Below are 13,632 nucleotides of genomic sequence, written 5' to 3'. Positions count from 1 at the left end.
CGGGGAGATACTGGAGGCCTTCTGGCGCCGTTGGCAGGGAGGCCTGAAGTGGCTGACATCCCACCGGAATTCAGTGTCGCGACGGATGATGCGGCGAATGTCGACCGTGCGGCCGTCCTGTTGGAGTCGGCACGGCGGATCGACACGCTCTCCGGTCATCTGGGAGAGCCGCGGACGCCTGACGACTCCGAATACGGCAATCTCCTGCGCGCGTTGGCCGAGGACACGGCCGAATTCGCGGCCTTCCCCGATGTGTACCCGGTGCCCGTCGAGGCACTGCCGAAGGTCGAAGCCGAGACGGCATCCCGGATCGCCGCGCTCGAAGAGAACTACTCGTTCTGGTGGACCGAGTTCCCGATCAACCTCTTCCCGCGCCGGAATTGGGGATTCCACCGGCTTGAGGTCAGGCTGGAATTCAATCCGGACACACCGGCCGACTACCGGAGGCCCAAGGCGTACGACATCCTCCCGCACCGGCGGTTCGACCAGCTGCTGAAGGTCGAGGGGACGATCGGGCTGCGACTCGGCGGTGACCTGCGCTTCGGTGCGGACGCCGGACCGCTGGACGCCGCGGTCGGCCCGGTGTCCGTCACGGCGGGAGCGGGCGCCGACGCCGGATTCGGCGCGCGGGCGAGTGTGGCGGCGGGACCGTTCAGCTACAGCTCGAGCGCGGCGCGCATCGATCATTCCGCCACCGGTGCGGAGAAGGTGTTCTGGCGTCTCGACGGCAAGGAGTTCTTCCAGGCGGACGCGCCGAAACTCATCGTCATTCTCCAAGTCCCCCGGAAAACAAGGGAAGAAACACCGGACGCGCAGGTCCCGCAGGTCGCGCGGGTCGCGCGGGAAACGCGGGTGCGTGCGGTGTTGCAGGCCTACCGCCATTTCACCTATTTCCCCGCCGGGTTGCAGTCGCTGATCCGTGAATTGCCGCGAGCCCTCCAGGTGTTCTTCCGGAACGGATCACCGATCGGCGACCGGCGCGAGTACGTGCTCTTCCCGGACGCGACCGAGGGTGGGTGACTGATGGGCGATGTCCATATCGAGGAATTCCGGGTCACCGTCGACAGCAAGCAGCACATCGCGGCCCGCTGGGGCGACTTCTCCGTGTCCGCCCGGGACCCGCTGGAGATCGATCCGTTGCGGTTGAAGACCGTCAGGCTGCTCATCCGGCTCCTGCGGCGCAACCGGATGCAATCCCTCAACGACATGCGGGTGCTGGGCGAGCATCTGTTCCTCACGCTGTTCGGAGTGGAGAACAGCCGGGAGTGGAACGCGGTCGGCAACCTGCTCACCCAGGCCATGGAAGGATCGGCCGAACCGGCGGGCGAGGGGCGGTTGCTGTGCGTCTCACTCAATATCGAGCCGACGCCGATGGGGCTTGCCACCTGGCCGTGGGAATACCTCCACATTCCGGTGGACGAGGACGGGAACAGTGGATTCCTCACCGAGCGCGCGCAATTGGTGCGTACTCGTACCGTCGGCGGGCGGGAGCAGATGGGCATCCACGTGGCTCCACCGGCCCGGGTGCTCTTCGTCGCGCTGGGCCCCAAGGACATGCCGGTGGACTACGAGAGCGTCCTGGAACAGCTCACCGAGCTGCGTGACACCAAGCTGATCGAACTCACCGTACTGGCGAACGGCCTTGAACCCACCGGGGCCGAGACCACGCCGTACGACCAGGCCGCGCCGCCCCGCGCGACGCTCGACGCCTTTCTCTCCATGGTCAACCATGTGGATCCGCACGTGATCCACATCATCGGCCATGGCCGCTACCGCTCCGCGGACCCCGACTCCAGCGATACCGATGCCCTCGGCGGCCAACTGGCCTTCTGCCAGTCGGACCACTCGCCGAAATGGGTGTCCGACCAGGCGCTGGCCAACCTGCTGCCGCAGGGCGGCAGTCTGCGACTGATCTTCATGCAGACCTGCGACAGCGCTCGCTCGGGCCAGGCCATGCCGTACGAGGTCATCTCCGGGATGGCGAGCCATCTCGCGGGCAAGAAGATCCCCGCGGTCGTCGCCATGCAGTTCCAGGTGGAGAACCGGCTCGCGAACGAGTTCGCCCGCGTCTTCTACACCACGCTCGGCAAGCTCAAGCCGGTCGAGAGCGCCATGTACGAAGCGCGGAGGAAGCTCTACGTGGACGCCGTGGGGGACAGCGGGCAGAGCCGGGGATTCGGGCTTCCGGTGCTCTATCTACAGGGTTCGGGCCCGCTGCTCGTGCCCCTGGAACCCGGATCCGCCGAAGCAGGAGCGGGAGCGGGAGCAGGAGCAGGAGCAGGAGCAGGAGCGGGAGCCGGAGCGGGCGCGGCAGGCCGACGCGTCTCGGCGGTGCCCGCGGCGGAACTGGACTGCGTCTGGTGCGGTGAGCCGACCAGCGCCCGCAAGCCCTACTGCCGGTTCTGCAGCCACAGCGTGCGGTGCCACAAATGCGAGGAGCGGGTCAAGAGTTCCAGGGCCCAGTTCTGCGAAGCCTGCCGGACCGCGCTGGTGAGGCCGCCGCCCGGCTGGAAGCCCCAGGGCGCCGAGGTGCGCCTTGTGGAGCGGGAACATCCGCAGCCGCGCGCGGTGGGCAGCGCGCTCGGGACGGTGTGACATGCGGCCGCTCGCCGAGATCTTCGTCGAACTCGGTGAGGCTCTCGGCTCGCGGGGCCGGCACGCCGAGGCGGCGGAAGCGCTGCGGCAGGCGATCAGGGAGCGCGACGACGGGCAGCCGGACTACGGGCAGTCCGACGACGGTCAGCCGGACGGCTGGGTACTGACGCTGCTCGCCGACCAGTTGGAGCAGGACGGCCGGGTCGAGGAGGCGTTCACGGCCGCTCTGGACGCCCTGGTCGGCGCGCCGGCGCGCGCCGAGGATCTGCTGCCCCGCCTTCAGAGGCACGTACAGGGCGGTGCGCTGGCCGGGAAGGCGGAGCGTTTCGCGGATGAGGACTGGCTCGCGGTCGTCGGCGCGCCGGGCCTTGCCGACAGCGTCCGGGAGGACATCGCCGTCTTCCTCTCCGGCTCGCTGCTCCGCCTCGGGATGCCGACGGAGGCCGTGAGCGTGCTTCGTCGCGCCCTGTCGTACGGGAAGGAGTCGCCACGGCTGCTCGAAGAGCTGGCCACGGCGTGCGAGGCGTGCGGGCTGCTGCCCGAGGCCGTGGCCAGGCTGGGGCGTGCCGCCGGTCTGGCGCGGGCGGCGGGGCGGCGTGACGCGCTCTCATCGCTGAGCCTGCGGCTGGCTGTGCTGCTCGAGGCCGTCGGTGAGGTCGATGACGCCGAGGCCCGTCTCTCGAGCGTCTGGGTGGTGGAACCCCCGGCTGCCGCCCGGCTCCTGGCCGTCACCGCTCGCTGCCGGCTGCGGCGCGGCGAGAGCGAGGAGGCGCTGCGCAGGGCCAGGTCGGCCGTCGGACTCGACCCGCGATCAATGTACGGGGCACGGACCTGCGCCACGGTCCTGCTCGCGGGCAACGACTACGAAGAGGCCATCAAGGCCGCGGACGCCGGACTCGCCCGCGTACCCGAGGACAGTGAGCTCTCCTTCCTGCGCATGGCCGCGCTCCTGGAGAGCCAGCAGGACCTGCCCCGTGCAGAGGCCCGCTTCGAGCGGCTGATCGCACGCATCGGGGCTGAGACCGCTTCAGGCCTTGCCGAGCGCACAGCTGTCTATCGGCGGCCGGAGGACGGCAACGGCCACTACCTGCGGGCGGTTGTGGCCCATGCGTCGGGCGATCGCCCGCAGGCGTTGCGCGCCATCGAGCGGGCCCTGGAACTCGGTCTGTCCACAGGCGAACTGGACGCGGACGTGCCCGCTCTGCGCCTCCGGGCGGTGCTGAACGAGAAAAGCGGCGACCCTGAGGCCGCAGCCGCGGACTACGCCGCTGCCGGCGCCGCCGCGTACAACCGCTCTCTGTTCCCGCTGGCCGGTGAGCTGTTCGAGACGGCGGAAGGCCTGTGGCCCCTGCCGCCCGAATCGCGCTGGGTGTACGCCGCTGTGCTGGCCATGACCGCTTTCCACGACGCCGAATGGCCCGAGCCGCCGGACGAAGGGCTGCTCGGCCGGGCGCTCGAGCTCTGGGAACAGGCGGCCGAGTACGGAGAACCGGAGGGCGACCTTCTCTGGGCGTACATCTCCCGTGCCCAGATCCGTGTGGAACTCGCCAAGCTCGGGACCGCGCACGCCACCGCACTGCTGTGGTCGTCCGTCGGCGACATCGAGACCTATCTGCTTCTGGGCCCCGGCAACAGTGTGGCCCACCGGACGCTGTCGGATGCCGCCCGCGGACTGGAGCTGTACGCGAACGCGGCCGCGGAACTGGAGGCCGCCCATGCACAGGAGCCGGACGACCCCTACCTGTGGTCGACGGAATGCGTGTGGTGGCTCAACGCCGGGGACCCCGCCCGGACCGAGCGGCTCCTTACGGACGTCCCCGTCGCTGTGCCCGAGTGGGAACGGGCGAGCAACGAGGCCAGACTCCGGGTTCTGCAGAAGCGCCCACGCGAGGCCAGGAAGGTACTGGAGTCGATCGGGTTGCCGACGGGGGAACTCGGCGCGGTCGAGCAGTGGCTGTGGCTGCGATGCCACTGGGCGCTGGGCGACCGGGCCGCTTTCACCGCGCTGGTCCGGGAGTGCCTCGCGATGTGGCGCGGCGGAGTCTACGGACGCCACGGTCGGCCCGACGTACGTCGGAACATCGGCTGGATGATGCTCTACGCCGGCGAGGCGGACCAGGCGCTCGCGCACTTCAAGAGCCTGTCCGCTGCCGAATCCTGGGTGAACGACGCGGCGGCCGAGGTCGCGATCGCCCGGCTTGCGGGCGGGGAGATCGCCGAGGGCGAGGGCGAGTTCGCCCGCTATCTGCGAGCGGCCCGTTCGTTCGAGGACCTCTCCAACAGTGTGTACATGGACCTGCCGGTACTGGACCTTGTGTACGGGGACCGGGCGTACGCCGATGAACTCCACGCGGCCACGGCGCGTCTCGGCGCGCTCGCCGCCGCACGGCTCGCCGATGACCCATGGCCGTCGACCCCTGCCGGAGAGGCCGAGAAGGCCCTGGAGTCCCTTGCCGCCGGCCAGGACACGGCGCCGCGGCTGCTGTCGGCACGGCAGTACACACAAGCGGGGGACTGGGCGGCGGCACTGGCGCAGTACCGGCAGGTCGGCGGCGCCCCTGGACCGGTGGGGGACATGGACGCCACGGAGATCCTGGCGATGGTCGCCGCACAGCGCATCGTCGGCGGGGGGATCGGCTTCGTGGAGCTGGATTCGCAATGGGCCAGGGCCGATGAGCGGATCCGTGCCGCGGGGGACGACCGGGGGGCCTTCGCCGAGGCCCGGGGGCGGCTGCTGCGGCTGCTGAGCGACCGGCTCGGCGGCGGCGCGGGCCTCGCCCACTTCGATGAGCAGGCGGAGCGGATCGTTCTTGAACTGGGTACGGAGCTCATTCCCGCGTATGTCGGTGCCGGGTGGGAACTGTGGGACCGGCTCCGCGAGATGAAGGACACCGTGCTCTCGGCATCCGGAGTCGACCTTCCGGACATCGTCGTACGGGAAGGGTCGGCGAATCTCGGGCCGCGCACCTTCTGTGTGCTCATCGACGGTGTGACGTCCGGGACTTGGGAACTACCCACCGAGGACGAGGACGAGGACGTCGCCCGTGCGGCTCCCGAGGGCACGCGCGAGAGCGTCACCGGGTACCTCGGCGAATTCGTGGGAACGGACGCGGCGGCCCGCGTGGTCGAGAGCTGGACATCCGGCCGGGCCACGACCCCCTGGGGGACGGACGGTGCCGTGGGCGGCAGGGCGCTGGTCCGCATCACGGCCGTGCTGCGGCGACTGGCCGCGGACGGAGTGCCGCTGGGCGAGCCGGAGCCGATTCTCGACGCGCTCGCGGACGGCGCGCTGGACGCCGGATCGGTGGAGGAGGCGCTGCGCCGGGTCCGCCTGGCGATCGCACCGCGGTTGCCCGGTGCCGAGGACTCGTCGCCGCGCGGGCAGCTCTTGCCGGACACGCTCGCGCTGATCGCCCGAGCGGGCACCGGGGACAGGGAATGGGAGGAGCAGCTGGCGCAGGCTCTCGGCGAGGAGATCAGCGCCATGCCGCCGGGTGCGGCGCTGATCGTCCCCGCGTGGGAGGACCGGCGCATCCTGCTGGCCTCGGTCGACTTCGGCCGGACGCCCGTCAGGCTGCTCACCCAGGAGGAACTCGACGCCGCACAGCAGCAGTCCGGCCCCGGGGGAGTGACTGATGAAGACGGAACCTGACGCGTTCGTCGAACTGCGTCTGGAAGCCGCTCCGGAACTGGAGTCCATCGGCAGCCCCGAGGCGCTGGAAACCCTGGCGAGCCGAGCCGGCGGCATTCTCGCGAAGCTGGGCCTGCCGGACCGAGTCCGCCTGGAGTATGCGAGTGCGCCCGCACAAGCCCCTGAACCGCTGCGGATCAGCATGGACGGAGTGCGCTGCCGTCTCCCTCGTCGCCTTGTCGACGAGGCCGCGGCCTATGTGGGCGACAACGTGGCGCCCACGGCCGGAGACGAACTGACGGAGGCGGTGGCGATCGCTGTGGAGCGGGCCCTGGTCGTCCATGCCGCGCGCAGTCCCGCGGACACCGCGGCGACGGACCGAGGCGATGTGCACAGCATCGACATCCGGGTGGAACGGGAGTACTTCGGCCTGCTCACCTCCCCCTGGCCGTCGGACGCGACCGGGCACCTGGCCAGTCTGAGAGAGCAGTTGTTCAAGGAGACAGGCTCCCTCTTCCCGCCCTTCGTGTTCTCCGCGGCGGACGACCTGCCGCCTCGCGGCATCGTTGTGGTCGTCGACGGCCTGCCCGACATGCCGTTCCGGGGAATCCCGGCCGGCAGCCGCTTCGTGGACCGCACCTCTGCGGAACTGCTCGAGAACGGGGTGCCGGGTAAGTCGGCGTATCTGCCGGCTGCGGGGTTCGAGGGTGCCCTTGTCGAGGTCGCGCACGTCGAGGAGCTGGGGGACGACGTGCGCGTCTGGGACCCCTGGGGCTATCTGCTCATGCTGCTCGCCGTCCAACTGGAGCCCTACGCCGAGTCGATGCTCATGCCGGAGGATGTGAGCGCGAGGCTGGACAGGCTGGCCGGCGCGTATCCGGAAACCGTCCACCGGGTGCGGGACCGTTTCCCGCTGCCGGAGCTGACCGGAATCCTGCAAGGCCTCCTCGCGGCCCGTGTCCCCGTCCTGGACCTGCGCCGGATCTGTGAACTGCTGCTGATGTCCGATCCGGCGGACCAGGTGTGGATCCACCCGGACCAGGAGGCCGAGGCTCTCCACTGGTACGTGCGCCGGGGGCTGGGAAATCAGACCGTGTCCGCGCTCTTCGGCGAACCGAGTGACAACGGCCGGTGGTATGTGGTGGACCTCGCGGTCGAGGCCCGACTCGCGGAAGCGGACGAGGACGAGCAGCTGGACGACGAGGTGGTGGCGGCCGTACGCGCGCGGCTCACGGACATCCCGGCGTACGAGATCCTGCCGGTCGTCGTCGTCAGAACCGCGGGCGCCTGGCAGCCCCTGCGAGATCTGCTGGTGCTTGAGTTCCCGCTGCTCATCGTCCTCGACGTACGGGATGTGCTGGAGGCAGGCGGGGAGATGATGGGCGAGATCGGCGTCGGAGCCTGAGACGCCGCAGCCCCTGTCGGGTTCTTCGGCCTGCTGGAGCCAGGCTGGAGGCTCAGTTCTCCTCTGCCGGCGTCTCCGGACGCAGCAGCGGATGCTTCACCCCGGGGAACACGCGGGCCCGGATCACCGGCTCCGTGGACGCGCCCTGGATCACTTCCTCCGCGATGCCCCACGGGCGATCGGGCAGGACGACGGTGATGTTGTACGTCGACGCGCAGCCCATGCACTCGTAGCAGTCGACCCAGGTGTCGACCTCGGTGCGGCTGCCGGGGTAGCGGGCCACGTGGCGGTGGCGGGCGTGGCAGTGGCCGCACTTCTCGCCGGGCTCGCAGGTGCCGCCGCAGGGGCAGGGCACGTCCAGGGTCTCGGCGGGTTGCCAGCGCTGTGTGACGACGGCCTCACGGGTGGCGCCCATGTCCTTCATCGCCTTGAGATTGCGAGCGGCGACGTTGTACGACTCGCCGGTCGACGTCATCCGGTTACGGATCACGTCCTTGCGTCCGCGGTTCGTCGTCATGCTGGGCCTCCTGGGGTTCACGCAGCCCACCAGGAGGCCCATGAGATCGGTCCCTCTAAGGTACCTGCCGTCCGGCCCTCTCTTGTTCGATCTCTGCGTCGATCTCTGCGTCGGTCCCTACGTCGGTCCCTGCGTCGGTCCCTACTCGACGACGAGCTCGACCTCGATGTTGCCGCGGGTGGCCTTGGAGTACGGGCAGTACGCGTGCGTCGCCTCGACCAGCTGCTGCCCGGTCTCGCCCGCCAGGGAGTCCGGCAGCTCCACGCGCATCACGACCGCGAGCCCGAAGCCCGCGTCGTCCTTGCCGATGGAGACCTCGGCGGTCACCGAGACGTCCTTGGTGTCGACCTTCATCTCACGGGCGACCGCCCCCATGGCGCTGGCGAAGCAGGCCGCGTACCCGGCGGCGAAGAGCTGCTCGGGGTTGGTGCCCTGTCCGTTTCCGCCGAGGGCCGGGGGCATGGAGAGCGCGAGGTCGATCTGGCCGTCGGAGCTGACGGCACGGCCCTCGCGGCCGTTGGCGGTGGCGACGGCGGTGTACAGCGCGTTCATGGGGTGTCCTCTTCCCTCGGTATTCGTTCGCTCTGCGGTAATGGTTGCACACGATTCAGTTGTGCACAACTGAATGGCGCGTGCCAGGCGCCCTGCGTACCCTGGATCCATGACGCCACCGCCGACCTCCGTAACCCCCGTGGGCGAGCTGCCCGACGTGCCCGACGCCGAGCTCCTGCGCCTCGACCACCAGGTCTGCTTCTCGCTGCACGCCGCATCGCGCGCCTTCGGCGGCGTCTACCGCGATGCCCTCAAGGACCTGGGCCTCACCTACCCCCAGTACCTGGTCATGCTGGTGCTCTGGGAGCACGGCCCCCAGCCCGTCAAGGCGATCGGCGAACGCCTGCGCCTCGACTCCGGCACGCTCTCGCCGCTCCTCAAGCGGCTCGAGACCGCGGGGTTCGTGCGGCGCGAGCGCAGCGCCACCGATGAGCGCTCCGTCAGCGTCCTGCTGACGGACGACGGGGTCGCCCTGCGGGAGCGCGCGCTGCCCGTCCCGCGCCGGATCCTCGCCTCGACCGGCCTGACGGTCGAGGAGATCCTCTCCCTGCAAGGACTCCTCGGCCGTCTGACGGGCGCTCTCGACGAGGCTCAGTGAGGCGCGGCGGGCGTCTCCGGCATCACCGCTTCAGCTCCCGCACGTACTTTCCGAACTTCTCCAGGCCGTCGATATCGCGCGGCCCGCTGATGCCCTCGTTGTAGTCGAGGACGAAGAAGTTGTTCTTCTTCACGGCGGGCAGTTCCTTGGTGTGCGGGGACTTCTTCAGGAAGTCGATCTTCTTCTTGGCGGGCATGTCGCCGTAGTCGAAGATGATGATGACCTCGGGCTCGGCCTTGGCGACGGCCTCCCAGTTCACCTGGGTCCACCGCTCGTCGAGACCGTCGAAGATGTTCTTGCCGCCCGCGGCCTTGATGATGTCGTTGGGCGGGACCTGGCTGCCCGCCGTGAAGGGCTGGTCGGTGCCGGAGTCGTAGAGGAAGACGGGGACAGGGTCGCCCTTGGGAGCCCTGGACTTCACCGCCGCCACGCGCTTCTTGAGGCCGCCCACGACGTCGTTCGCCTTCTTCTCGACCTTGAAGATCTTGCCGAGGCGGTCGAGATCCGAATACAGGGCGTTGAACGGGGTGACCTTCTCCGGGTACTTGGGGTAGTTGAAGCAGCTCTCCGTGTGCATGAAGCTCTGGATCCCGAGCTTGTCCAGGATCTTCGGGGTGATGCCGCGCTGGTCGCTGAAGCCGGAGTTCCAACCCGCGACGACGAAGTCGGACTTGGCCTCCACGACGAGTTCCTTGTTGAGGAGATCGTCGCTGAGCATCTTCACCTTGGCGTACTCCGACGCCCAAGGGGACTCGCTCACCGGCGGGTTGGCGGGCGGCATCACATAGCCGTGGACGTGCTTCGTCAGGCCGAGGCTGAACATCTTGTCCGCGCTGCCGCCTTCGTAGACCACCGCGCGCTGCGGGGTCTTGTACGCGACGGGCTCACCGCAGCGCTTGACGGTGACCGCCTTGGAGGAGCCTTTGGAGGAGCCCTTGGAATCCGATTCGACGTCCGCGCCGCAGCCGCTGAGCAGCAAGGCCCCTGCGAGCGCCGATCCGATGGTGGTACGTGTTCGTGTTCTGGGCATGACTTCGTGGTGCCTTTCAGAGGGGAGCCGAGGGGCTCAGTGCGTAGAGAAGTTGCGGGTCGCCGGTCAGGGGGTGGCTGATCACGCTGGCCTTGACGCCGAACACCTCGTCGACAAGGCCCGTGGTGAGCACTTCCTCCGGGGTCCCCGCGGCCACCAGCTCGCCGCCGGAAAGCACTCCGACGCGGTCGCACGCGGCCGCCGCGAGGTTGAGGTCGTGCAGGACCACGAGGACGGTGAGACCCGAGCCCTTCAGGAGTGAGAGGAGCTCTATCTGGTGGCGTACGTCGAGGTGGTTGGTCGGTTCGTCCAGGACCAGGATTCGCGGTTCCTGGACCAATGCCCGTGCCAGCAGGACGCGTTGGCGTTCCCCGCCCGACAGGGTGAGTACGCCGCGGTCGGCGAGGCGGGTCAGGTCGAGTCGGGCTGTCGTCCGCTCGCACAGCTCCCGTTCGCGCGCGCTGAGCGCCTGGTTGCCGCGCAGATGGGGTGCGCGGCCCAGGGCGATGACCTCCGCCACCGTGAAGTCGAGGTCCACCGTGCCGTCCTGCGCCATCGCGGCGACGACCTGCGCGCCACGGCGCGGCGAGAGGCGGGAGAGGTCGTCGTCGCCGACCCGCACGACGCCGGAGCTCGGACGCAGCGCGCGGTAGACGCACTTGAGGGCGGTGGACTTGCCGCTGCCGTTCGGGCCGACCAGGCCCACGACCTGGCCGCTGCCCACCTCCAGGGACAGGTCACGGACGAGGAGCTTGCCGTCGATCGTCACGGAGAGTCCGTCGAGTTCGAGTCGCATCTCAACGGCCCCCGAACATATAGCCCTTGCGCCGCATCAGTGCGACGAACACCGGCACCCCGACAAGCGCCGTGATCACCCCGAGCGGCAGCTCGCGCGGCGCCACAAGGGTCCGCGACACCAGGTCGACCCAGACCATGAACACCGCCCCGACCAGCGGCGCGACAGCGAGCACCCGTGCGTGCGTGGCGCCGACCACCATGCGTACGAGATGCGGCATGACCAGGCCTACGAAGCTGATCGCGCCGCTCACCGCGACCATCACCCCGGTGATCAGCGAGGCAAGGAGGAGCAGGCCCTTGCGATGCCGGTCGGGGTTGATGCCCAGGCTCGTCGCCGTCTCGTCGCCGAGCGCCAGGACGTCGAGTGCCCTGCTGTACCGGTGGAGCACGGCAAGGCCGAGCAGCACGGCGAGCGCCACGACGGGCAGCGCGCCCCAGGTGGCGGCGCCGAAACTGCCCATCGTCCAGTAGAGGACCATGCTGGTCGCCTCGCTGTCCGGCGCGAAGTAGATGATCACGCTCATCACGGCCTGGAAGCCGAGCGCCATGGCCACGCCCGTCAGGACGAGCCGCAGCGGCGAGAGCCCGCCACCGCGGCTCGCCGACGCGACGTACACGAGAAGGGAAGCGACGAGCGCGCCGATGAACGCCCCCGCCGACACCGCGTAGATGCCGAGCGCCGCGAGCCCGCCCGTGACCGTGACGCCGACCGCGCCGACCGAGGCACCGGACGAGACGCCGAGGACGTAGGGGTCGGCGAGCGCGTTGCGCACGAGCGCCTGGATGGCGACGCCGACCGCGCTGAGACCGGCGCCCACGAGTGCCGCGAGGAGCACACGGGGTGTGCGGATCTGCCAGATGATCTGATACGTCGTCACTTCATCGGCATCGATGCGCCCGCCGCTCAACGCCGCCCACAGCAGCCGGGCGGTGTCGCCCGGCGTGACCACAGCGGAGCCGAGGCCGATGGCCACGACGACGGAGGCGATGAGGGTGACGAAGAGCGCGGCACATGCTGCCGCCAGGCCTGCTGGGGAGGCGAGCCGGCTCCGTACGACGGGCGGTGGCATGACAGTCTGACCTTTCAAGTCGGGTCGGAGACAGGTGCGTTGTGGTCAAGTGAGATGCCGGGAAGACTGGACGAAGCCAGGCGTTGTGTGGCGCCCTCAAGGGGCGCGGGGAACTGCGCGACCAGCCACGATGGCGCCGCAGGCGATCGACGGCACGGCACGGCAGAGGAACGCTCAGGGGGCGGCGGCCTCCTCCACCGCCCCAGCCCTCAGCACGAGCCCCGCAGCCACCAACGCCACCCCCACCAGCACCCCGAAGACCACGGCGATCCCCGGATACCCGGCAAGCCCGAGCCCGAGCCCGCCGAGCCCCGCGCCCACGAACACCCCGAGACTCATCCCCGCGGCATTCACGCTCAGGGCCGCGCCCCGCCGCGCCCCGCAGCGCCGGACGAGCAGGCTGATCACGCACGCGGCCACGACGGCGTGGCTCGCCGCGTGCAGCGACGTCATCGCGAGGGCCAGCGGCAGCCAGTGTGTGAAGTAGAAGCCCACAACCGAGACGAGCGCGGCGACCAGTCCGATGGCCAGCATCCGCTCGGTGCCGACGCGGGGTTCGGCGGAGTTGGTGACCCGCCCCGTGAGGAGATTGCTCACGAAGAACGACGCGCCGGACAACGTCCACACGAACGCGAAGAGCGCGGGGTCGAGGTCGAACCGGTCGTCGTAGTAGGCCGCCAGATAGGAGAGGTAGCCCATGAACACCGCGGTGCGAAGGAGCGCGATGAGCAGCAGCGGCACGACACCGGGGATCGCCCCGAGCGCCTTGAACGAGGCGATGTAGCCAAGGCGTTCGGAGTCCGCCCGCTTCTCGACCGGCTTGTCCTTGCCCCGTACGAAGAAGACCGCGGCGAGCAGCAGCGACACTCCGGTCACGGCGTACAGGTCGCCCTGCCAGCCCCAGAACAGCGCGGGCAGCGCGATGACGGGCGCCGCCAGCATCGCGGTCATCGACTGAGTCGCCGTGACGAGCGTCGCCGCGCGCCCGGCCGCTCTGCCCGAGCCGAAGCGGTCGGCGGCGGCGGCCGTGAGCGCCGGGTTCAGCACCGACGTACTCGCGCCGACGAGCAGACAGAAGACGGCGAGCAGGATGAAGTCCCCGCTGGCGCCGAGCGCCGCGGACAGGCCGAGCGCGGCGAGACCGCCGGCGGCGGCCCACTCCTTGCGCACGCGGTCGATCAGCGGGGCGAGCGCGGTGCCCACCAACAGGGCGGCGAGTCCGCCGAGTCCGCGCAGACCGCCGAGGGTGGCGACGCTGCTTCCCGCGTCATCGGCCATGGGTACGAGATACGTACTGAAGACGGTGAAGGGCAGCAGGCCGACCGCGGAGGCGATCAGGACGGGCCACAGCGTGCGGGCCATGCGCAGGTCGCCGGGCAGTTCCTCGTCGGTCGGGGAGGTCCGGGAAGCCACTTCAGCATCCTTGGAGCTGACGC

At 69.8% G+C, this 13,632-nt stretch carries 11 protein-coding genes; 5 read left to right on the top strand and 6 right to left on the bottom strand.

The annotated features are described in order from the left end of the window. The first annotated feature begins 48 nt into the window (after window positions 1-48). From ACGFSB_RS07650 to ACGFSB_RS07635, 4 genes are read left to right on the top strand one after another with little or no spacing between them, the layout of a single operon-like run. A complete protein-coding gene (locus ACGFSB_RS07650; protein ID WP_393395554.1) occupies window positions 49-1,020 on the top strand; it encodes a hypothetical protein in 972 nt (323 codons plus the stop codon). A 3-nt stretch (window positions 1,021-1,023) separates the two neighbouring features. Beyond that, window positions 1,024-2,595, top strand: coding sequence for a CHAT domain-containing protein (locus ACGFSB_RS07645; RefSeq protein WP_393395551.1), 1,572 nt, complete (start codon window positions 1,024-1,026; stop codon window positions 2,593-2,595). Between the two features lies 1 nt (window position 2,596). Next, window positions 2,597-6,247, top strand: coding sequence for a hypothetical protein (locus ACGFSB_RS07640; RefSeq protein ID WP_393395549.1), 3,651 nt, complete (start codon window positions 2,597-2,599; stop codon window positions 6,245-6,247). Further along, window positions 6,231-7,631 (top strand): FHIPEP family type III secretion protein, encoded by a 1,401-nt coding sequence (locus tag ACGFSB_RS07635; RefSeq protein ID WP_393395547.1) that lies wholly within the window; start codon window positions 6,231-6,233, stop codon window positions 7,629-7,631. Before ACGFSB_RS07640 ends, ACGFSB_RS07635 begins: the two co-directional genes overlap by 17 nt. A 52-nt stretch (window positions 7,632-7,683) precedes the next feature. On the opposite strand, the gene ACGFSB_RS07630 is transcribed toward ACGFSB_RS07635, so the two are convergent. After that, window positions 7,684-8,148, bottom strand: coding sequence for a hypothetical protein (locus ACGFSB_RS07630; protein WP_393395544.1), 465 nt, complete (start codon window positions 8,146-8,148; stop codon window positions 7,684-7,686). 141 nt (window positions 8,149-8,289) lie between these two features. Then, entirely contained in the window at window positions 8,290-8,700 is a 411-nt protein-coding gene (locus ACGFSB_RS07625; protein ID WP_393395541.1) for an organic hydroperoxide resistance protein, read from the bottom strand. A gap of 109 nt (window positions 8,701-8,809) precedes the next feature. Between ACGFSB_RS07625 and ACGFSB_RS07620 the strand changes: the two genes are divergently transcribed. Beyond that, window positions 8,810-9,298 (top strand): MarR family winged helix-turn-helix transcriptional regulator, encoded by a 489-nt coding sequence (locus ACGFSB_RS07620; RefSeq protein ID WP_393395538.1) that lies wholly within the window; start codon window positions 8,810-8,812, stop codon window positions 9,296-9,298. Between the two features lie 22 nt (window positions 9,299-9,320). Here the strand turns inward: ACGFSB_RS07620 and ACGFSB_RS07615 are convergent, their stop codons facing one another. The 4 genes from ACGFSB_RS07615 to ACGFSB_RS07600 all read right to left on the bottom strand — a co-directional run bounded on the left by ACGFSB_RS07615 (window position 9,321) and on the right by ACGFSB_RS07600 (window position 13,609). Beyond that, window positions 9,321-10,328 carry an ABC transporter substrate-binding protein gene (locus ACGFSB_RS07615; protein ID WP_393395535.1) on the bottom strand — a complete coding sequence of 336 codons (1,008 nt, stop codon included), beginning with the start codon at window positions 10,326-10,328 and terminating at the stop codon, window positions 9,321-9,323. Window positions 10,329-10,344: 16 nt separating this feature from the next. Beyond that, the gene (locus tag ACGFSB_RS07610) at window positions 10,345-11,124 is read right to left on the bottom strand and encodes an ABC transporter ATP-binding protein (protein WP_393395532.1); all 780 of its coding nucleotides are present in this window, start codon (window positions 11,122-11,124) and stop codon (window positions 10,345-10,347) included. A gap of 1 nt (window position 11,125) precedes the next feature. Further along, the gene (locus ACGFSB_RS07605; RefSeq protein ID WP_393395530.1) at window positions 11,126-12,196 is read right to left on the bottom strand and encodes a FecCD family ABC transporter permease; all 1,071 of its coding nucleotides are present in this window, start codon (window positions 12,194-12,196) and stop codon (window positions 11,126-11,128) included. A 174-nt stretch (window positions 12,197-12,370) separates the two neighbouring features. Further along, window positions 12,371-13,609, bottom strand: a complete 1,239-nt coding sequence (locus ACGFSB_RS07600) for an MFS transporter (RefSeq protein ID WP_393395527.1) — start codon at window positions 13,607-13,609, stop codon at window positions 12,371-12,373. Window positions 13,610-13,632: the final 23 nt, after the last annotated feature.

Origin of the sequence: Streptomyces sp. NPDC048441 (genome assembly GCF_043200235.1) — a bacterium.
In the GTDB taxonomy this organism is placed as follows: domain Bacteria; phylum Actinomycetota; class Actinomycetes; order Streptomycetales; family Streptomycetaceae; genus Streptomyces.
Note: the sequence above shows the minus strand (reverse complement) of the source record. Positions and strands in the feature narration are given on the sequence as shown.

Bases quoted from the DNA above. Each gene is read 5' to 3' on its own strand.
- ACGFSB_RS07645 (WP_393395551.1), top strand. From the start codon at position 1,024: ATGGGCGATGTCCATATCGAGGAATTCCGGGTCACCGTCGACAGCAAG.
- ACGFSB_RS07640 (WP_393395549.1), top strand. From the start codon at position 2,597: ATGCGGCCGCTCGCCGAGATCTTCGTCGAACTCGGTGAGGCTCTCGGC.
- ACGFSB_RS07635 (WP_393395547.1), top strand. From the start codon at position 6,231: ATGAAGACGGAACCTGACGCGTTCGTCGAACTGCGTCTGGAAGCCGCT.
- ACGFSB_RS07630 (WP_393395544.1), bottom strand. From the start codon at position 8,148: ATGACGACGAACCGCGGACGCAAGGACGTGATCCGTAACCGGATGACG.
- ACGFSB_RS07625 (WP_393395541.1), bottom strand. From the start codon at position 8,700: ATGAACGCGCTGTACACCGCCGTCGCCACCGCCAACGGCCGCGAGGGC.
- ACGFSB_RS07620 (WP_393395538.1), top strand. From the start codon at position 8,810: ATGACGCCACCGCCGACCTCCGTAACCCCCGTGGGCGAGCTGCCCGAC.
- ACGFSB_RS07615 (WP_393395535.1), bottom strand. From the start codon at position 10,328: ATGCCCAGAACACGAACACGTACCACCATCGGATCGGCGCTCGCAGGG.
- ACGFSB_RS07610 (WP_393395532.1), bottom strand. From the start codon at position 11,124: ATGCGACTCGAACTCGACGGACTCTCCGTGACGATCGACGGCAAGCTC.
- ACGFSB_RS07605 (WP_393395530.1), bottom strand. From the start codon at position 12,196: ATGCCACCGCCCGTCGTACGGAGCCGGCTCGCCTCCCCAGCAGGCCTG.